Origin of the sequence: Bradyrhizobium sp. ORS 111 (genome assembly GCF_045571485.1) — a bacterium.
In the GTDB taxonomy this organism is placed as follows: domain Bacteria; phylum Pseudomonadota; class Alphaproteobacteria; order Rhizobiales; family Xanthobacteraceae; genus Bradyrhizobium.
The window spans coordinates 7,995,686-8,013,904 of the sequence record NZ_CP120701.1 but is presented as its reverse complement, the minus strand read 5'-3'; the positions used below and the strand labels follow the sequence as shown (position 1 = coordinate 8,013,904).

At 64.4% G+C, this 18,219-nt stretch carries 18 protein-coding genes and 1 pseudogene; 16 read left to right on the top strand and 3 right to left on the bottom strand.

The window, feature by feature from the left end:
• Positions 1-8 precede the first annotated feature (8 nt).
• The 11 genes and pseudogenes from P6U30_RS36995 to P6U30_RS36945 all read left to right on the top strand — a co-directional run bounded on the left by P6U30_RS36995 (position 9) and on the right by P6U30_RS36945 (position 7,325).
• Positions 9-980, top strand: coding sequence for a Bug family tripartite tricarboxylate transporter substrate binding protein (locus tag P6U30_RS36995; protein ID WP_407149389.1), 972 nt, complete (start codon positions 9-11; stop codon positions 978-980).
• A gap of 218 nt (positions 981-1,198) precedes the next feature.
• Complete coding sequence (locus tag P6U30_RS36990) at positions 1,199-1,474, top strand: DUF3551 domain-containing protein (RefSeq protein ID WP_407167552.1); 276 nt, start codon at positions 1,199-1,201, stop codon at positions 1,472-1,474.
• 150 nt (positions 1,475-1,624) lie between these two features.
• The gene (locus tag P6U30_RS36985) at positions 1,625-2,080 is read left to right on the top strand and encodes an ArsR/SmtB family transcription factor (protein ID WP_407167551.1); all 456 of its coding nucleotides are present in this window, start codon (positions 1,625-1,627) and stop codon (positions 2,078-2,080) included.
• Positions 2,065-2,427, top strand: a pseudogene (locus tag P6U30_RS36980) (SRPBCC domain-containing protein); the annotation flags it as partial. The gene P6U30_RS36985 and the pseudogene P6U30_RS36980, both read left to right, overlap by 16 nt.
• A gap of 21 nt (positions 2,428-2,448) precedes the next feature.
• Positions 2,449-3,186, top strand: coding sequence for a DUF899 domain-containing protein (locus P6U30_RS36975; protein ID WP_407167550.1), 738 nt, complete (start codon positions 2,449-2,451; stop codon positions 3,184-3,186).
• 78 nt (positions 3,187-3,264) lie between these two features.
• Positions 3,265-3,621 (top strand): DUF1428 domain-containing protein, encoded by a 357-nt coding sequence (locus P6U30_RS36970; protein WP_407167549.1) that lies wholly within the window; start codon positions 3,265-3,267, stop codon positions 3,619-3,621.
• A gap of 123 nt (positions 3,622-3,744) precedes the next feature.
• Positions 3,745-4,362, top strand: a complete 618-nt coding sequence (locus P6U30_RS36965) for a hypothetical protein (RefSeq protein WP_407149383.1) — start codon at positions 3,745-3,747, stop codon at positions 4,360-4,362.
• A complete protein-coding gene (locus tag P6U30_RS36960; RefSeq protein WP_407167548.1) occupies positions 4,349-4,729 on the top strand; it encodes a transcriptional regulator in 381 nt (126 codons plus the stop codon). Before P6U30_RS36965 ends, P6U30_RS36960 begins: the two co-directional genes overlap by 14 nt.
• A 32-nt stretch (positions 4,730-4,761) precedes the next feature.
• Complete coding sequence (locus P6U30_RS36955; RefSeq protein WP_407167547.1) at positions 4,762-5,505, top strand: di-trans,poly-cis-decaprenylcistransferase; 744 nt, start codon at positions 4,762-4,764, stop codon at positions 5,503-5,505.
• Between the two features lie 128 nt (positions 5,506-5,633).
• Entirely contained in the window at positions 5,634-5,780 is a 147-nt protein-coding gene (locus tag P6U30_RS36950) for a response regulator (protein WP_407170639.1), read from the top strand.
• 318 nt (positions 5,781-6,098) lie between these two features.
• Complete coding sequence (locus tag P6U30_RS36945; protein ID WP_407167546.1) at positions 6,099-7,325, top strand: threonine ammonia-lyase; 1,227 nt, start codon at positions 6,099-6,101, stop codon at positions 7,323-7,325.
• Between the two features lie 274 nt (positions 7,326-7,599).
• Here P6U30_RS36945 and P6U30_RS36940 read toward each other — a convergent pair whose 3' ends face one another.
• Both P6U30_RS36940 and P6U30_RS36935 read right to left on the bottom strand, forming a co-directional pair.
• Positions 7,600-8,112, bottom strand: coding sequence for a DUF1697 domain-containing protein (locus tag P6U30_RS36940; RefSeq protein WP_407167545.1), 513 nt, complete (start codon positions 8,110-8,112; stop codon positions 7,600-7,602).
• Between the two features lie 27 nt (positions 8,113-8,139).
• Positions 8,140-8,445, bottom strand: coding sequence for a hypothetical protein (locus tag P6U30_RS36935; RefSeq protein WP_407167544.1), 306 nt, complete (start codon positions 8,443-8,445; stop codon positions 8,140-8,142).
• 176 nt (positions 8,446-8,621) lie between these two features.
• On the opposite strand from P6U30_RS36935, the gene P6U30_RS36930 reads away from it, so the two are divergent.
• The gene (locus P6U30_RS36930) at positions 8,622-9,725 is read left to right on the top strand and encodes a serine hydrolase domain-containing protein (protein ID WP_407167543.1); all 1,104 of its coding nucleotides are present in this window, start codon (positions 8,622-8,624) and stop codon (positions 9,723-9,725) included.
• Between the two features lie 202 nt (positions 9,726-9,927).
• On the top strand, positions 9,928-10,695 hold the full coding sequence (locus tag P6U30_RS36925) for a dienelactone hydrolase family protein (protein ID WP_407167542.1): 768 nt from the start codon (positions 9,928-9,930) through the stop codon (positions 10,693-10,695).
• Positions 10,696-10,728: 33 nt separating this feature from the next.
• On the opposite strand, the gene P6U30_RS36920 is transcribed toward P6U30_RS36925, so the two are convergent.
• A complete protein-coding gene (locus tag P6U30_RS36920) occupies positions 10,729-11,841 on the bottom strand; it encodes a helix-turn-helix transcriptional regulator (protein WP_407167541.1) in 1,113 nt (370 codons plus the stop codon).
• Positions 11,842-12,195: 354 nt separating this feature from the next.
• On the opposite strand from P6U30_RS36920, the gene P6U30_RS36915 reads away from it, so the two are divergent.
• The 3 genes from P6U30_RS36915 to P6U30_RS36905 all read left to right on the top strand — a co-directional run bounded on the left by P6U30_RS36915 (position 12,196) and on the right by P6U30_RS36905 (position 18,157).
• On the top strand, positions 12,196-13,332 hold the full coding sequence (locus P6U30_RS36915; RefSeq protein WP_407167540.1) for a hypothetical protein: 1,137 nt from the start codon (positions 12,196-12,198) through the stop codon (positions 13,330-13,332).
• A 551-nt stretch (positions 13,333-13,883) separates the two neighbouring features.
• The gene (locus P6U30_RS36910) at positions 13,884-15,002 is read left to right on the top strand and encodes an efflux RND transporter periplasmic adaptor subunit (protein WP_407167539.1); all 1,119 of its coding nucleotides are present in this window, start codon (positions 13,884-13,886) and stop codon (positions 15,000-15,002) included.
• Positions 14,999-18,157 (top strand): efflux RND transporter permease subunit, encoded by a 3,159-nt coding sequence (locus P6U30_RS36905; protein WP_407167538.1) that lies wholly within the window; start codon positions 14,999-15,001, stop codon positions 18,155-18,157. Before P6U30_RS36910 ends, P6U30_RS36905 begins: the two co-directional genes overlap by 4 nt.
• Positions 18,158-18,219 lie beyond the last annotated feature (62 nt).

The window sequence follows — 18,219 nt, the reverse complement described above, 5'->3', positions numbered from 1 at the left end:
AAAGCTTCATGATTTCACGTCGCGCCACGCTGGGCCTGATCGGGGCGGGGATTTCGACATTCGCGATCGGCCGGGCGTCCGCGGCCGATTATCCGGCACGGCCGGTGCGCTGGATCGTCGGTTATCCGCCGGGCGGCGCCACCGACATCATCGCGCGTCTGATCGGGCAGCGGTTGTCGGAGAAGCTGGGGCAGCAGTTCGTGATCGAGAACAAGCCAGGTGCCGGCAATAACATCGGCACCGAGGCTGCGATCAACGCCGAGCCCGACGGCTATACCGTGCTGCTGGTCAATCCGGCGAACTACATCAACGCTTCGCTCTACGCGAACCTGAAGTTCAATTTCGTGCGCGACGTCGCGCCGATCGCATCCTTCAATCGCGTGCCGAACGTGATGACGGTCAACAAGGACGTGCCGGCCAAGACCGTTGCCGAGTTCATCGACTATGTGAAGGCCAACCCCGGCAAGGTGAACATGGCCTCCTCCGGCAATGGCACGTCGGTGCATCTGTCCGGTGAGATGTTCATGTCGATGACCGGTTGCAAGATGCAGCACGTGCCCTATCGCGGTGCCGCGCCCGCGATCACCGACATGCTCGGCGGCCAGGTGCAGGTGATCTTCGACAACATGCCCTCGATCATCCAGCACATCCGCTCCGGCGCGCTGCGCGCACTTGGCGTGACGACGGCAGAGCGTTCATCGCAACTGCCCGACGTGCAGGCGATCGCCGAGACAGTAAAGGGTTATGAGGCGAGTGCGCTGTTCGGCATGGGCGCGCCGAAGAACACGCCGAAGGAGTACATCGCCAAGCTCAACAGCGAGATCAACGCCGTTCTCGCCGAACCTGAGATGAAGAAGCGCCTGGTCGAGCTCGGCGGCGATCCCTTGATCCAGACACCGGAAGCCTTTGGCAACGACATCAAGGCCGAGACCGACAAGTGGCAGAAGGTGGTTCAATTCGCTGGCCTCAAGGTCGAATAGGCGCTTTGCGAACCGTGCGACAGGCCGGCCGGGAGGGCGCCGTTTCAATCGGGCCGGGTTCGCCGCCAAGCGAGCTCGGTATTCCATGCGTCATGGCGGAGCCGCAAGCCGGTGTAACGCGCTCGTGCTGGCCAGCAGCGGAATAAACCGGCATACAGGAACCTTGATCCGGTGTGCCGCGCTATCTCTTGCGGCGTCGTGAGAGAGGAGGTTGGATCATGCGTACATCGCGATTGGCAATGCTTGCGGCCGGAGCCGTCATGTTCACCGGTGTCGCAGGTATTGGTCCCGCTTCCGCCGATCCTTATGACTACCCCTGGTGTGCTCAGGGTCCGAGCCTGGGCTATCCCGGTGAATGCGCCTATCAGACCTACGAACAGTGCCTTGCGAGCGTGTCCGGCCGTTACCTCTATTGCGGGGAAAATCCACGCTTCCTGTTTCGCGAACCGCCGCCGCCGCGCCCCTATTCGCGCCGGCACGTTCGTCCGTACTGACCTCCCGCTGTGTTTCCGCCGAGGGGCGCCGCCCGACGCGGCGCCCGGCATGACCGTTCCCGACAACGAAACCACCATGGTCCGGCGCGCTTGACGTGATCGTGAAGGCGAGGCCTTGACGCCGCGCCGCCTGCGCTTATACTAAACCTTATGGTTAAGTATCAGGACGAGACGCTGGATCGCACTTTCGCGGCGCTTTCGGATCCGACCCGCCGGGCCCTGCTGACGCGGCTCGGCGAGCGGGAAAGCCTGTCGGTGAGCGAACTGGCTCAGCCGTTTGCGATGTCGCTGCCCGCGATCATGAAGCATCTCGACGTGCTCTCGGATGCGGGCCTGATCGCGCGCGAGAAGACCGGCCGCACGGTGGCGTGTCGGCTCACCGCCCGGCCGATGGAGCAGGCGATGAATTGGCTCAATCGCTATGCGGAGTTCTGGTCCGATAACCTCGATCGCCTTGCCGCCTTTGTGGAGGAGAACCCATGGCCAACAAGTCCGCAGTCGAAGCCGCCGCCGGCGGTGCCGCGCGCCCAAGCCTCACCCTCACGCGACGTCTCCGCGCGCGGCCGGAAAAGGTCTATGCCGCGTGGACCGAGCCGGAAAACCTAGCGCAATGGTTCGGGCCGGGGCAGGTCAAGCCCGGCACGACACATGCCGATCTCGATGTTCGCGTTGGCGGACGCTATCGCATCAGCTTCACTGGGCCGAAGGGCGAGTATCACGAGGTCGGCGGCGTCTATCGCGAGGTGGTGCCGAACGAGCGGCTGGTGTTTAGCTGGGCCTGGCACTCGACCCCCGAGCGCGAGTCGGTCGTGACGATCTCGATCAGGCCCGATGCCGGCGGCACGCTGCTCACCTTCCATCACGCGCAGTTCGTCGATGAGACGGCGCGCGACAATCATCAGCGCGGCTGGACCGAGTTCCTCGGCAATCTGCAAAACTTCGTCGATGCCTGAACGCAACGAAAGGAGCATCCGATGCATCAGCACAAGATCGTCTCCCGCAACGAATGGATCGAGGCTCGCAAGGCCCTGATGGCCGGCGAAAAGGAGCTGACGCAAGCGCGCGAAGCGTTGAGCCGACAGCGGCGCGAACTGCCTTGGGTCAAGGTCGACAAGGACTATGTGTTCGACGGGCCGGACGGCAAGATCACGCTCGGCGATCTCTTCAGGGGCAGGCCGCAGCTCGTGGTGCAGCATGTGATGTTCGCACCCGAATGGGACGCGGCCTGCAAGAGCTGCTCGTTCTGGGCCGACGGCTATGAGCGCATGGTGCCCCACCTTGCCGCACGCGATACCACGATGGTCGCGATCTCGCGTGCGCCGGTCGCCAAGCTCGAAGCCTTCAAAAAGCGGATGGGCTGGACCTTCGATTGGGTTTCGTCGGGCAATAACGACTTCAACTACGACTACGGCGTCTCGTTTACCCGCGAGCAAATGGACAGAGGCGAGGCTCAATACAATTTCGGAACCACGCCGCCTTACGGCGACGAGGTGCCAGGAATCAGCGTGTTCTATCGCGACGAGACCGGCGAGGTGTTCCACACCTATTCCACTTTCGCGCGCGGCCTCGACATGATGAACGCCGCCTATCACTATCTCGACCTGACACCGCTCGGGCGTCACGAGGAAGGGCTGCCCTATCCGATGGATTGGGTGCGGCTACGTGACCAGTATCAACCGTCGCAGGTTCAGGCATCCTGCTGTCATAGTTGAGAACGGTCTCCCACGCCGTCATTGCGAGGAGCGCTGGTGCTCGCAATGACGGTGCAACCACGCAACAGGAAGCGCCCGATGCCTTACGTCGATGGATTCATCGTCGCTGTCCCGAAGAAGAAGCTCAAAGCCTATGCGCAACTATCGAAGAAGGCCGGCAAGATCTGGCGCGAATATGGGGCGCTCGATTATCGCGAGTGGGTCGCCGACGATGTCAAGCCGGGCAAGCTGACGTCGTTTCCGCAAAGCGTGAAACTGAAGCCCGGCGAAACCGTGGTGTTCGCCTGGATCACCTACAAGTCGCGTGCGCAGCGCGACAAGATCAACGGCAAGGTGATGGCCGATCCTCGCCTGGCGTCGATGGATCCAAAGACCGCGCCATTTGACGTCAAGCGGATGATTTATGGCGGCTTTGCCAGCCTGGTGAAGGCGTGAGGCGGTTCGCCTCATTCTTGCGATAACCAACCGTTAAACATGTTGATGGACGCGCCGTCGCGATCCGGCTTGCCTTTGCTTGGCAATCCCATATACTTTGCAATACAAAGTTCGGGTGAACCGATGCGCGACCTCGACAAGGCCTTGGCGGATATCCTCGCCATTCGTAGCCAGATTGCGGCGGGAACTGCATTTCGCGGCTACGGTCCCGCCACTGTTGCCGCGACCAGCGGCATTGCGCTCGTCACCGCACTTGCCCAGTACCTCTGGCTCGACGATCCCACCTCGCATCCGATCGCGTTCCTTGCCGGCTGGGCGGCTGCGGCGCTGATTTCTGCCGTGCTGATCTGGATCGAGATGCAGGCGCGGTCGCGGCGACATCACTCCGGATTAGCCGATGCGATGATTCAGCAGGCGATCGAGCAATTTGTTCCCGCGGCGATTGCCGGCGTGCTGCTCGCGATCCTGCAATGGAAGTTTGCTCCCGAGACGCTGTGGATGCTGCCCGGCCTGTGGCAAGTCCTCGTCAGTCTCGGCGTGTTCGCCTCGGTTCGCTTGCTGCCGCGCACGATTGCGCTCGGCGGCGCGTGGTATTTTGTGTCGGGCTTCACGGTGCTCCTGATCGCCAGTCAGAGCCACGCGCTGTCGCCCTGGACGATGGGCCTGCCGTTTGCGATCGGCCAGCTCGTGCTTGCGGCGCTGCTCTATTTCGCCTCTGGAGAGATCGATGTCGAAGACTGACGCGACCACCGCGCCGTTCGCCTATGACGGCCTTGATCGCATCATCCACGAGAAAGCTCGGCTTGGCCTCCTGACCTCGCTGATGGCGCACCCGAAGGGTCTCGCCTTCGCCGATCTCAAGCAGCTTTGCCGTCTGACTGACGGCAATCTCAGCCGGCATCTGCAGGTGCTGCAGGAGGCCGGCCTGGTCGATGTCATCAAGGGCTATGAAGGCAACCGCCCGCATACCACCTGTCGCCTGACCAAGTCCGGCCGCCGCCGCTTCCTCGATTATCTCGTCGTGCTCGAGCAACTGGTGCGCGATGCTGCGAAAGCAGCCGGCCCCGACGAAGGCGCGCCTCGCCGCCTCGGCATCCAACCGATTTGACCACCGCAATTTTTTTGCCCGGAGACTTTGTGATGCAAAGTAACGTCGCGCTCAAGCCCGAGGTGGCTGCTACCCGGCTGCATGTCGGCATCATCATGGACGGCAACGGCCGCTGGGCCACGCGCCGCGGCCTGTCGCGGCTGCGCGGCCATGAGGCCGGGGTGGAAGCCATTCGCCGCGTGGTCGAAGCCGCGCCGGACCAAGGCGTCGGCACACTGACGCTCTATGCGTTCTCGAGCGACAACTGGCGCCGTCCCAAGGCCGAAGTTGCCGCGTTGATGGCGCTGCTGCGGCTCTATCTCGCCAACGAGGTCGCCGCACTGGTGCGCAACGGTGTTCGTCTCACTGTGATCGGCCGGCGTGACCGGCTGCCCGACGGCATCGCCAGCGCCATCGCTCGCGCCGAGGCCGCGACTGCCAACGGCACGACGCTACATCTGCGCATTGCGATCGACTATTCGGCGCGCGATGCGATTCTGAACGCCGCGGCGCGCGTGGGCGCGGTCGGCGAGCTCAGTCGCGAGACCTTTGCCGATCTCATCACCGGTGAGGCCGGTCTGCGCGACGTCGATCTGATCATCCGCACCTCGGGCGAGAAGCGGCTGTCGGACTTCCTGCTCTGGGAGGGCGCCTACGCGGAATTGCACTTCACCGAGCGGATGTGGCCCGAATTCGATGCCGACGATCTCGCCGATGCGCTCGCCTCGTTCCAGCGCCGCGAGCGCCGCTTCGGCGGCCTGACGGCGATCGCACCAGAGGCCGTGCCGAACATTTAGCGCGGCAGCCAGGTTTGCCGCGATCGCTGCTGCAAAAGCCGGCCGGGGGGTGCGCTCGGCGTTGAACCTCGAGGCGTCAGCCGCGACCAAAATGCGAGGCATGGCGTTGGAGGTCGCAGATGACGGCTTTGGCTCAATCGATCGTACGTGCGTTTTCCGCCAGTTCGCTTCAAATCGCGATCATCCGGAATCTTGTGTTGCTCGCGCTCGCCGTGCTGTTTGTTGCGGTGCTGAGGGCCACCTACGGTCTCGATCTCAGTCCAGGATTCTTTTGAGCCGAGCGCCGCCTTTTCCGCCGCAAGTCATATTAGGTTAACCGGACCAGGCTAGCTAAGCGCACGCTTCCCTTGCATCTCGAACCTGGGCCGATCTCTCATGGATAAGCCGATGCGCTGCCAATGCGGCAGGACGCGAACCATTGCGCTCGACAAGCATTTCCGCACCGTGCTTGTGTGCCTGACATGTGATGAGATCGAGCTGGCCAGGCCGGTCAAGGCAGGGCAGGGGGCGTTGGCCGCCCGATAGCGCGGTCGTTTTCGGCCGCAAAACCCGGTAGGCTTCGCTTTCCGAAACTCTCGAAGCGAAGCCAGCCGATGCCGCAAGATTCCAGCGCCCAAGCCGCCGTGACGCTCGCCGATATACGGCGCGCCGCGGCCGTGATCCGTGACTCGGTCCTGGTCACGGTGTGCAACGAAAGCCGCACGCTCGGCGCAATCTGCGGCTGCCGTCTGTTCCTCAAATTCGAGAATCTGCAATTCACCGCGACCTTCAAGGAGCGTGGGGCGCTCAACCGCCTGCATGCGCTGTCGCCCGACCAGCGCAAACGCGGGGTGATCGCAATGTCAGCCGGCAATCACGCTCAGGGGGTGGCATACCACGCGAAGCGGCTCGGCGTTCCCGCCACCATCGTGATGCCGATCGGCACGCCGATGGTGAAGATCGAGAACACAAGGCGTCACGGCGCCGAGGTTATCATCACCGGACAGACCCTGGAGGAGTGCTTTGCCTTCGTCGGGACGTATGCTGCCGAGCACGGCCTGATCCTGATCCATCCCTATGACGATCCACTGATCATTGCCGGGCAGGGCACGATCGGACTCGAGATGCTCGAGGCTGTGCCTGATCTCGACATCCTGGTGGTGCCGATCGGCGGCGGCGGGCTGATCTCGGGGATTGCGACCGCGGCGAAGGCGCTGAAGCCGTCCATTCAGGTCATCGGCGTGCAGGCGCGGCTCTATCCATCGATGTACAACACGATCAGGGGCGAGCAGTTGCCGATGCGCGGCGATACGCTGGCCGAAGGCATCGCGGTCAAGGCGCCGGGACAGATCACCACAAAGATCTGCCGCACTCTGGTCGATGACATCCTGCTCGTCAGCGAGGATCAGATCGAGCGCGCGGTCGCGATGCTGATCTCGATCGAGAAGACCGTGGTCGAGGGCGCCGGCGCGGCCGGGCTCGCCGCCGTGCTCGCTACGCCGGAGCGCTTTGCCGGCCGCAATGTCGGCCTCGTGCTGACCGGCGGCAATATCGACACCCGCCTGATCGCTTCGGTCTTGACCCGTGAGCTGGCGCGCGAGGGACGTCTGACGCAGCTTGCGCTCGATATCGTCGATCGGCCCGGGCAGCTCGCCGCGGTGTCGATCCTGCTCGCGGAGGCCGGTGCCAATATCATCGAGGTCTCACATCAGCGAACCTTCTCCGATCTGCCGGCGAAGGCGACGCTGCTGGAGCTCGTGATCGAGACCCGCGATCGCGCGCATCTGGAGGACGTGCTGGCCAGGCTCGGTGCGGCGGGGTTTGTGGTGCGGGAGAGCTAAGCACGATCCGGAAAAGCGTGAAGCGGTTTTCCGAAAGGATCAAGCTCAAACAAGGAGCTAAAGCGCGATGACGATTCGACCCAATCTCATCGCGCTTTAGGTAAGCAAGAGCCGTCTCGCCATAGCCATTTGCGCGCACGCTGTTCCGTCATGCTGAGGAGCGCGGAACGCGCGTCTCGAAGCATGCGCGGCTCCGCCGGCGGTCGTTCATCCGTCGAGACGGCCGCTTCGCGGCCTCCTCAGGATGACGGCTCTTGGGTTGGCAGATGGGCTCTCATTTCTTTGCCGCCAGCTCTGCGAGCGTGGCGATCGTGTTGATGTTGCGGGCGGTGCCTTTGGCGGCCGCAGGAATCTTCAGCTTCGAGCGGCCCATGCCGCTGCCATAGGCGACATAGATCTCGCGCTTGCCGAGCCGCACCTGCTCGTCCTGCTGACCCCTGATATCTTTCAAGGCGTCCTTTGCCGGCGGATCGTCGAGGAAGATCGCGACCGTGTAGTTCGGTGGCTCGTTCGGGAACGGGTTGGCCTTCAGCACGGCGGCGACTTCTTCGGCGCTGCGGACCACCACGCCGACCGGCTTGCCAGCGTAGACCTGCAGCCGCTTCTCCAGCGCGGCCTTGACCTTCACCGCGCCGTGCTTGGAGGAAAACACCACATTGCCGCTGGCGATGTAGGTTTGGACCTCGCCGAACCCTTCCTCGACGCACATCGCCTTCAATTCGGTCATCGGCAGCTTGCCGGTGCCGCCGACATTGACCGCGCGCAGCAGGGCGACATAACGGGGCATTGTAGCCTCAGCGATGATGATGCGGTCCTAGGCGTCCTCTTTCTTCTTCGCGGGCTTCTTCGCCGGCGGCGGCTCTTCCAGCGCCTTCTTGATGGCGCGGGCATAGGCATCGGCCGCGTTCTCGGCGGAATTCTGCAGCCGCTTGGCGGTCGCCGTTGCGTTCAGCATGGTGCTCTTCGCCATGAAGCGGAAGCGCGCCTTGGTGTCCTTGTCCTTGGCCTTGGCGGCGCGCGCCACCCACACGGCCTGGCGCTTCTTCGCGGCTGCCATCAGGGCCTTGGTCTGCGTTTTTGCGGTTTGCCGGATGACGGCGTCGAGGTCGGCTTCAGCCATTCAGGTGCACTCATTGACTGGATGTGCGCCGGAAGGGCGCACGGACAGGCGGAGGAAGCTATCACTAGCGTACCCGGCGCGGTTTGAACATGCAGTCCTTTGCGCCCGCAACCATTGTCTCCGGCCGGCTGCTCCGGCATAACCGGTCAGGTCAGAGGAGAGCGGCCCCGCGGATGATGGCGCGGTTCAGTCGGCGCGACGTACTGATGCAGACGGCGGCGATAGCCGCCGCAGGCACGATGGCAAATGCGTCCCATGCAGGGTCGGCGCCGCTCCGCGTCCTGCGGCAAGCCCGGGACATCGATGCCGTGCTGCGCGCCAAGGTCGATAGTGGAGCGGTCCCCGGCGTCGTCGCCATGGCCGCCAGCGCCCAGGCCACGATCTATGAGGGAGCCTTTGGCGCCCGTGCGCAGGGTGCGGCGGAAAAAATGTCCGTCGACACCGTGTTTCGCATCGCCTCGATGGTCAAACTGTTGACCTCGGTCGCGGCCCTGCAACTGGTCGAACGGGACAGGCTCAAGCTCGATGAGCCCGCGGCCAGCATCGACCCGGCGCTCGGCTCGCTCCAGGTTCTCGCTGGATTCGATGCCAAAGGAACTCCGCAGCTACGCCCGCCGCGAAAGCCGATCACGCTACGCAACCTGCTGTCGCATACGTCGGGCTTCAGCTATCCGTTGTGGGACGCTGGCGTCGTGCGCTACCTCCGGGCCGCGCGATCCGATCCGGCGCTGCCGCGCAGCGTGCTGATGTTCGATCCGGGCAGCCGCTGGGCCTACGGCGGCAGCCTCGACCATGTCGGCCGGCTGGTCGAGATCGCGAGCGGGCTGACGCTCGATCGCTATTTCCAGGATCACATCCTCCGTCCGCTCGGCATGAGCGATACAGGCTTCACGATCTCCGAGCCGCAGCGCACCCGTGAGGCGCATCTGCACGTCCGCCAGGGCAACGGCTCGCTGGAGCCGCAGCCGCTGGAGAAGCACACGCTGCCGAAGCGATTCTCGGGCGGTGGCGGCATTTACTCCACCGCGCCCGACTACCTCACTTTGTTGCAAGCGCTGCTGAGCGGCGGCAGCTTCGCCGGCACATCGATCCTGCGGCCGCAGACGGTCGCGCTGATGGCAGCCAACCAGATCGGCGATCTCGACGCGGGCGTCATGAAGACGACCAATCCGGCGATTTCGAACGACGTCGATTTCTTTCCAGGCGTTCGGTTGCGCTGGGGTCTCGGCCATATGCTCAACCTCGATCCGGTCGAAGGCGGCCGCAAGGCGGCAGCCTGACCTGGGCCGGCCTCTACAACACCTATTATTGGATCGATCCGGCGTCCGGCATTGCTGCGGTGATCATGATGCAGATCTTGCCCTTTGCGGATGTCAGCGCGCTCGCAACCTATCGGGCGTTCGAGCGGGCACTCTACCGGATGCACGTCGCGACGTGATATATATAGCCGGTGGCGCAGGCACGGACCGTACCGAGGTGTCCATGCGAACACTCAATCGAAGAAGCCTGCTTGGCGGCCTTGCCCTCGTGGCGGCGTCCCGCCCACTGCTGGCGGCGACGGCCGAGACGCTGAACGTCGACGCCGGCGATGGATCCGTCGCAGTGAGCCGCTATGGTGCCCCGGGCAGCGGCAAGCGGTCCGCGGTGCTGCTTCTGCACGGCTCACGCGGCTTCGATCTGAAGCCGCGTGCCTATGAACGCTACGCTGATGCGCTGACCGCAGACGGCATCGACGCTTATTTCGTTCGCTACTACACGGCGGCCGACGAGCGCGCGTTCGAGACGATGCGCTCGCGCGAGACCCGCGAGGCCTACGAGATGGGGCGTTACGATACCTGGGCTGGGCGGGTCTCCTCCGCACTGGCTGCCGTGTTGTCACGCGCGGATAGTTCCGGCCGGATCGGCCTGCTCGGATTCTCGCTGGGCGGCTACGTTGCCGCTGTCACGGCGGCGTCCGACGCGCGCGTTTCCGCGCTTGCGGTGCTGTATGCCGGCATGCCCGGAAAAATCGCGCCGGAGGTGAAGCATCTGCCGCCGCTGCTCGAGCTGCATGGCGAGGCCGATCGCAATGTGCCGCTTGCGGAAGGCGAAGCGCTCGTCAAGCTGGGCCGGTCGGTCGGCGCGCCGGCGGAGATCGTCACCTATCCCGGCAAGGGCCACGGCTTCGACTTCGCGGACAACGATCCGATCACGGCCGATGCGGTCGGCCGTGTGTGCCGCTTTCTTCAGGCGCGCCTGAACACCACGTGAGATCGGCCGGCTATCCCGCCGCGCCGCGAGGCCTCACGCCTCAGGCGAACCCTGCGGCGTTCTGGTGCCGGCAAGCAGCCCGGCCAATTCCACCTGCCGCCTCTGCCCGGTCTTCGCTAGCACCGCCTTGAGCTGGTTGCGCACTGTTTCGCGCGAGATGCCGAACGCCGTGGCAATGGTCTCGACCGTGCGACCCTCGGCGATGCCGCGCGCGACGCGTGCTTCCGCCGGCGTCAGATCGAACAGGCCTTGCAGCACCTCCGCCGTCGGCACGTCGGACGGTACGACCGGCGTCACCATCACGATCGCGGATGCGCGATCGAAAAGGTCCTGCGCCGCCCCGTGGATCGGCACCACATGCACGATCATCGGTGGGCGGTCGTCCTGCGCCGCGATCGGGACCGAGCGTACCTCGACACTGATCATCCCATGATCCAGTGCCGCCAGCGCCTGTGCGAACAGCAGGTCGGCGCTGGCCGGCGCCAGCGTCAGACGGTCGGTGCGGTCCTGCATGACGTCGGGCACCAGGCGGTCGAACAGCGTGTTGGCCGTCATCAACCGGCCGCCACGGCGTACCACGGCCGCGGGCAGCCCAAGCATCGCCAGCGACTCGGTTGCCGCCCTTGCGCGCTCCATGCCGAGCCGCGCGGAGAGCAGAGCTGCGCGCGCCAGATGCGGGCGCAGCGCGTCGAGCTGCTTCACGGCTTCCTGCTCGATCGGTCCGCGATCGTATTCGCGTTCGACGCTGTAGATCAGCACGTCGCCGCTCGGCACGGGGATCGCGGTGCCAGCGCCCCATCCGAGCCCGCGCGGGCGGAAGAATTCACGGATCTGCAGATCCTGCTGCACCTCTTCGGGGGACGCGAACACGTCGATGTCGCGCAAGAAGCCGGCATGGTTGGCGGCAAGCAGACGCGGCAGACGTCCATTGCGCTCGTGCCAGCGGCCTTCGACATAGGCGACCGTGTCGTCGTGCATGTCGGGGGAAGCGATCCAGCGCATGTCGTGCGGATCTGCCGTGAGCAGCACGACCCCGCGTGCGCGCGCGATGCCGCCGACCTGATGCAGGACCTGCGGCCACAGCTCCGGAACGACCGCGGCTTCATAGACCAGTTCGATCAGATGCTCGTGCAGGTCGGCTTTCATCGGGCATTCCGGAGCAATGTTACCAGGCAGATAAACCCGCCGGCCACGGAAATATTTCCTTAGAGCGATTCGAATGGACGCGGGAGTCCGTGATACTCCGGAGACGTGACAGCGGTCGCTGCGGAGCAACAAGCCGGGCTCGGGTCCGCGCCACGCGGAGCCGCGCCGGAACGCAGATTGTTGACGAGTGGAAATGTTCTGAAGCGCCCAGAAATCGATCGACAGAAATGCCGCGCGCGCGAGACCGGAATCGTCGCATCTTTGCAACGCCGCTCGCGAACGTTCGAGCATGAACATCCTTTAATTTGCGTCGCCGCGGCTCCTCACGCCAGCTAGGCGGACGCAAGGTGACCCATGATCAGCCGCAGGGCGCTGTCCGGATTGTTGATGACGCTGGTCGGCCCGGCTTCGATGGCCGGCAGCGACGACCTTGGACTTGGCCATTGCCGCGGAGCTTGCGCCAACGTCGATCTGCCTGCTCTCGGCTATGACGCGTTCTGCCGCTCGTTCTTCGACATCGCCGCAAGCGGAAAGCTGAGAGCCGGCGCAACGGGGCCGGACATTCGACGAGAGATGAAATCGCTGTTCATGGAGCGTCGTCTCTATCGCGCCTTCAGTGACGAGATGCGTGTTCTGTGGCGAAGGACGCAGGACCGCTTTTCCGTCGTGAAGGTCGAATTCGATCTGGAATGCGGGCTGCCGGTGCGAGGGTGCCTCGGAATTCCCGATGCTGAGGCCAAGGGCTTGGTGCTGCTGGCCCACGGCATGGCCAGCACACCGGAGCGGTGCTTCGTCGACACAGACCCGGACTACATGAATGCCATCGGCAAGCAACTTTGCCAGGACGGTTACGTCGTCTGGTGCCCCTACATTGTCCAGATCGGCAACCAGGAAAGCCAGAACAACATCGCCGCCATGCTGGCGTCGCATCACATCTCCGCTCACAACGTGTCGTGCGCATCGATCGATGCGGGCGAAACCGTTTGCAGGAGGATGACCGGGCTATCCGGTTTGAATGTCGGCGCATACGGCGTGTCCTGGGGCGCGTTTCTGGCGCTTCATCTCGAGGCTGCGACCGGGCGCATGAGGCCGACTGTCGTCTCGGGATATATGCGCGACGAAAAGAAATTTCTGATGTCGCCGACCATCAGCAAGAATCTCGGCATCGAGCTCGCGAGCTACATCCATTTTAGCAGGAGCCACGCCAAATATGTCGGAAGGGTGCTGGCGAGCCTGATCTCGCCTTGCCCTCTTTTCGCCGAACTTGGAAACCGCGACGTTGCAAACTCGGTCGCGTATGGACGGGATGAGAAGTTCGCGGAGATGCAGGCGGTGTACGCAGCCTCCGGCCACGGGCATTTGATTGACATGATCGTCTTCGACGGCGTGCATGAGGTCAATGGCAAGGGCGCGAGGCTATGGCTGCAGGAGCGCCTGGCATCGCCGGCCTATCAGGCGACGTCGCGGCTGAAGAACGCGATCGCCTTGTGAGAGGTATAGCCGCCTCAACCCCGCCTCAATGCGCGCCGAGCCTCGCCAAGCGCACGTGATGGCCGACGGACTGGAGCGCATCACGCTCGCGGCGGGCGAAGCCGTTCATGGGCGCGCCGCGGTATGGTCGTCGTGACGTCTTGATTGCAGCCGCATACTAACGTGCACACGCATCACGCGGCGAGGCCGGGAACACGCCGAAGCGAAGCAGCAACTCGCAAACATTTGAGCACAATTGCATCGGCAGCCCGCGCCCGTCCGAGGCGCCATTCCCGTGTCGCGAGCACAGATGCGGAACGCACGATCCTGTTACAGCATTGTCGGATGTGGATTCTGCGCGTTATGATCTGCTGCAACGCAACCAGCCTATCCCGGCCTTCGCGCTCGAAGGAACTCGATCTCAACTCTGCAGGCGGTGACCGGGGTTCGACAACATGAATGGTACCGAAAGTATGCGCGGTCGAACGGCGGGTCTTCTCATATCGGCAGGACTGGTGGTTGCGGGGATATCTGCGGCCGAAGCCCAGCCGGCTCCTGCGGGGCCTCCGGCCGTGGGCGTGATCGAGGCGGTCAAGCGGCCGGTCACCGAGTCGAGCGAGTTTCTCGGTCGCGTCGAGGCGACCAACCGCGTCAACGTGGTCGCGCGCGTCACCGCGTTCCTCGACAAGCGGAACTTCATCGAAGGCGCCGAGGTCAAGTCCGGCGATCTGCTCTATCAGCTCGAGCGTGGCCCGTTCGAAGCCGACCTGGAATCGAAGAAGGCGCAGGTCGCGCAACTGCAGGCGACGCTCGTCAACGCCAAGCTGACGACCAACCGCGCCAAGGCCCTGCTCGGCGGCCCGGCCGGTCAGCAATCGACCTATGATGCCGCGGTCGCCAATCAGCAGAGCCTCGAAGCGCAGGTGCAGGCCGCGCAGGCGCAGGTCGATCTGTCCCAGATCAATCTCGACTATACCGAGATCCATTCGCCGATCGACGGCAGGATCGGGCGCACCGCGGTCACCGAAGGCAACGTCGTGACACCCAGCTCGGGAACACTGACGACGATCGTCAGCCAGGACCCGATGTATGTCACCTTCCCGGTGTCGGTGCGTGAGGCGCTGAACCTGCGCGCGCGCTACGCGACGCGAGGCGGCTTCAACGCGGTTGTCATCCGGCTGCGCCTGCCGGACGGCCGGCTCTACGACAAGGTCGGCGAACTGAATTTCGTCAACAACACCATCGCGCAGAACACCGACACGATCACGCTTCGCGGCACCATCCCGAATCCGCCCCTGTACAAGCCGACTGAAACCGGCGGCGCGGTGCGCGAACTCACCGACAACGAGTTCGTGACCGTGCTGCTGGAGGGCGTGCAGCCGGTCGAGGTGCTGGCGATCCCGCGCGCCGCGGTGCTGTCGGATCAGGAGGGCGAATATGTCTATGTCGTCGGCGCGGACAACAAGGCCGAGCAGCGGCGGATCAAGCTCGGGCAATCGACGTCCACGATCGCGGCGGTGACGGACGGACTCTCGCTTGGCGACAAGGTGATCGCCGAGGGAGTGCAGAAGGTGCGGCCGGGCGAAGTCGTGGCGCCGGGGCCGGCCAGCGCGATGATCCAGTCGAGCATGAAGGCCTCGGCCGAGGACAATGGCGGGGCCCGCGGTTCGAAGTCGGGCGCTAACCCATGATTTCCGCGGTCTTCGTCGATCGTCCGCGGCTAGCGATCGTCATTGCGTTCGTGATCACGATCGCCGGCGCGCTGGCGCTGCTGCAGATCCCCGTCGCCCAATTCCCCGACATCGTGCCGCCACAGGTCACGGTCTCGGCGGTGTATCCCGGTGCCTCCGCCGACGTGGTGGAATCGAGCGTCGCCCAGCCGCTCGAAGCGCAGGTCGTCGGCGTCGACAAGATGCTGTACATGAAGTCGACCAGCGGCAACGACGGCAGCTATACGCTGACGGTGTCGTTTGCGCTCGGCACCAATCCGGACATCAACACGGTCAACGTCAACAACCGGGTGCAGAGCGCGCTTGCGCAACTGCCGACCGAGGTGCAGGCGCAGGGCCTGACCGTGCAGAAGAAATCCTCGGCCGTGCTGCAGTTCATCGTGCTGTACAGCAAGAGCGGCAAGCAGGATCCGCTGTTCATCACCAACTACGCCATCATCAACGTGCTGGACGCGATTTCGCGCACGCCCGGCGTCGGGCAGGCGTCGCTGTTCGCGAAACTGAACTACTCGATGCGGATCTGGTTCGACACGCAGCGGCTCACCAGCCTCAACCTGGCGCCATCGGACGTGATCGCCGCGATCAGGGCGCAGAGCGTGCAGGCGCCGGTCGGCCGCATCGGTGCGCGCCCAATCAGCAACGATCAGCAGTTCCAGTTCAACGTGCAGACGCAGGGACGTCTCGCCACGTCGGAGCAGTTCGGCAACATCGTGCTACGGGCCAATCCGGACGGATCGGTGCTGCGGATCAGGGACGTCGCCCGCGTCGAGATCGGTGCGCAGAACATGGACTCGGAGTCGCGGATCGACGGCAATCCCGGCGTACCGATGGGTATCTATCTCGCTCCCGGCGCCAACGCCGTGACGACCGCGAAGGCCGTCCAGGCCACGCTCGCCAAGCTGTCGGAGCGGTTTCCGCCGGAGCTGACCTATCTCGTGCAGTATGACTCCACGACCTTCGTCTCCGACACGATCAAGGAGGTGATGAAGACGCTCGGCGAAGCCTTTGTGCTCGTCGTGATCGTGGTGTTCCTGTTCCTGGGCAATCTGCGCGCCACCGTGATTCCGGCGGTGGCGGTTCCGGTCAGCCTGATCGGCACCTTCGCCGTCCTGCTGGCGATGGGCTATTCCGCCAACACGGTCTCGCTGCTGGCGATGGTGCTCGCCATCGGCATCGTGGTCGACGACGCCATCGTGGTGGTGGAGAACGTCGAACGCGTCATGGAGGAGGAGCCGGAGCTGTCGCCTGCCGACGCGACCAAGAAGGCCATGGCGCAAATCACCGCGCCGATCATCGCGATCTCGCTGGTGCTGCTTTCGGTGTTCGTGCCGATCGCGTTCATCCCCGGCATCTCTGGAACGCTGTTCCGTCAGTTCGCGGTGACGATCAGCGCGGCGATGGTGATCTCGGCGCTGAACGCGCTCACGCTCTCGCCGGCGCTCTGCGCCGTATTCCTGCGCCACGGCGGACCGCGCCGCGGCATCATGGGACGGGTGCTCGGCGGCATCGATTGGGTCCGCGACCGCTACGCCGGCATGGTTCGGCGGCTGTTACGTCTGGCGGTGCTGTCGCTGGTCGCCGTTCTGGTGTTCGCCGGCGGCATCTTCGGCGTGTCGCGGATCACGCCGACCGGCTTCCTGCCCGAAGAGGACCAGGGCGCATTCTTCATCTCCGTGCAGTTGCCCGACGGCGCGTCGGTGGCGCGCACCAGCGAGGTGACCAAGCAGGTCGAGGCGTTGCTGAAGAAGAATCCGGCCGTCGATCACGTGCTGTCGATCATCGGCTTTTCGCTGCTCGACGGCGTCAGCGAGCCCAATTCGGCCTTCATGGTGGCCAGGATGAAGCCGTTTGCCGACCGCAAGGCCGTCACCGATTCGGTGCAGGCCGCGATCGGGCAGACCTTTATGGCCGGCGCGCAAATCCGCCAGGCCTCTGTCCTGCCGTTCAACTTGCCGCCGATCATCGGGCTGTCCACCTCGGGTGGCTTCGAATACCAGCTCGAAGCACTCGAAGGGCAGGACCCAGCTGCGCTCGGCAGCGTGATGGGGGGATTGATCGGCGCCGCAAACCGCGACCCGCGGCTGACGCGCGTGTTCTCGACCTTCACCGCGACCAATCCGTCGATCTATCTCGACATCGATCGCGCCAAGGCGCAGGCGCTCGGCCTCAACATGGCCGACGTCTTCACTGCGCTGCAGGCCACGCTCGGCGGCATCTACGTCAACAACTTCAATCTGTTCGGCCGGACCTGGCAGGTCAACGTGCAGGGCGAAGCCGCCAACCGGGCCGACATCCCCGATATCTGGCAGATCTATGTGCGCAACAGCGGCGGCGAGATGGTGCCGATACGCTCGATCGCAAGCTTGCGGATCGTCACCGGCCCGCAGGTGATCACCCGCTACAACAATTATCGTTCGGTCACCGTGAATGGCAGCCCGGCGGCGGGAATATCGTCGGGCACGGCGCTTGCGGCCATGTCCGAGGTCTCCAAGGCGACGCTGCCCGCGGGCTATTCCTATGAGTGGACCGGCACCGCCTATCAGGAGCAGGCGGCCTCGGGTCAGACCGGCATCATCCTCGCGCTCGCCGTGCTGTTCGCCTATCTGTTCCTGGTTGCGTTGTACGAGAGCTGGACGATCCCGATTCCGGTGCTGCTGTCGGTCGCGGTCGGCGTGTTCGGCTCCTATCTCGCCATCAAGGTTGCGGGACTGAATCTCGATCTCTATGGCCAGATCGGCCTCGTGGTGCTGATCGCGCTCGCGGCCAAGAACGGCATCCTGATCGTCGAGTTCGCCAAGGAGCAGCGCGAAGCCGGCCTGCCGATCCGGGAAGCCGCGGCGCTCGGATCGCAGATGCGCTTCCGCGCGGTCATGATGACCTCGATCGCCTTCATCCTGGGCCTCGTTCCGCTGGTGGTCGCCACCGGCGCCGCCCAGATCAGCCGCAGAGCCGTCGGCACCGCGGTGTTCGGCGGCATGCTCGCCGCAAGCTCGATCGGCATCTTCCTGGTGCCGATGCTCTACGTCACCTTCCAGCGCTGGCGCGAGGGCGTGAAAAATCGGTTCGGTCGCAAGGGGAGGGGACCGGACGCTCCGGCCCACGACCGGCCGGAGTGACAGCGACGGCTCTGCTGAGAGCGTAACGGTTTGATTTGCGGGGCAAATTGTCCCTCCGCGCC

What these genes read in the sequence shown, in the direction of transcription:
- P6U30_RS36995 (WP_407149389.1), top strand. Translation starts at nt 9, where the DNA reads ATGATTTCACGTCGCGCCACGCTGGGCCTGATCGGGGCGGGGATTTCG.
- P6U30_RS36990 (WP_407167552.1), top strand. Translation starts at nt 1,199, where the DNA reads ATGCGTACATCGCGATTGGCAATGCTTGCGGCCGGAGCCGTCATGTTC.
- P6U30_RS36985 (WP_407167551.1), top strand. Translation starts at nt 1,625, where the DNA reads ATGGTTAAGTATCAGGACGAGACGCTGGATCGCACTTTCGCGGCGCTT.
- P6U30_RS36975 (WP_407167550.1), top strand. Translation starts at nt 2,449, where the DNA reads ATGCATCAGCACAAGATCGTCTCCCGCAACGAATGGATCGAGGCTCGC.
- P6U30_RS36970 (WP_407167549.1), top strand. Translation starts at nt 3,265, where the DNA reads ATGCCTTACGTCGATGGATTCATCGTCGCTGTCCCGAAGAAGAAGCTC.
- P6U30_RS36965 (WP_407149383.1), top strand. Translation starts at nt 3,745, where the DNA reads ATGCGCGACCTCGACAAGGCCTTGGCGGATATCCTCGCCATTCGTAGC.
- P6U30_RS36960 (WP_407167548.1), top strand. Translation starts at nt 4,349, where the DNA reads ATGTCGAAGACTGACGCGACCACCGCGCCGTTCGCCTATGACGGCCTT.
- P6U30_RS36955 (WP_407167547.1), top strand. Translation starts at nt 4,762, where the DNA reads ATGCAAAGTAACGTCGCGCTCAAGCCCGAGGTGGCTGCTACCCGGCTG.
- P6U30_RS36945 (WP_407167546.1), top strand. Translation starts at nt 6,099, where the DNA reads ATGCCGCAAGATTCCAGCGCCCAAGCCGCCGTGACGCTCGCCGATATA.
- P6U30_RS36940 (WP_407167545.1), bottom strand. Translation starts at nt 8,112, where the DNA reads ATGCCCCGTTATGTCGCCCTGCTGCGCGCGGTCAATGTCGGCGGCACC.
- P6U30_RS36935 (WP_407167544.1), bottom strand. Translation starts at nt 8,445, where the DNA reads ATGGCTGAAGCCGACCTCGACGCCGTCATCCGGCAAACCGCAAAAACG.
- P6U30_RS36930 (WP_407167543.1), top strand. Translation starts at nt 8,622, where the DNA reads ATGGCGCGGTTCAGTCGGCGCGACGTACTGATGCAGACGGCGGCGATA.
- P6U30_RS36925 (WP_407167542.1), top strand. Translation starts at nt 9,928, where the DNA reads ATGCGAACACTCAATCGAAGAAGCCTGCTTGGCGGCCTTGCCCTCGTG.
- P6U30_RS36920 (WP_407167541.1), bottom strand. Translation starts at nt 11,841, where the DNA reads ATGAAAGCCGACCTGCACGAGCATCTGATCGAACTGGTCTATGAAGCC.
- P6U30_RS36915 (WP_407167540.1), top strand. Translation starts at nt 12,196, where the DNA reads ATGATCAGCCGCAGGGCGCTGTCCGGATTGTTGATGACGCTGGTCGGC.
- P6U30_RS36905 (WP_407167538.1), top strand. Translation starts at nt 14,999, where the DNA reads ATGATTTCCGCGGTCTTCGTCGATCGTCCGCGGCTAGCGATCGTCATT.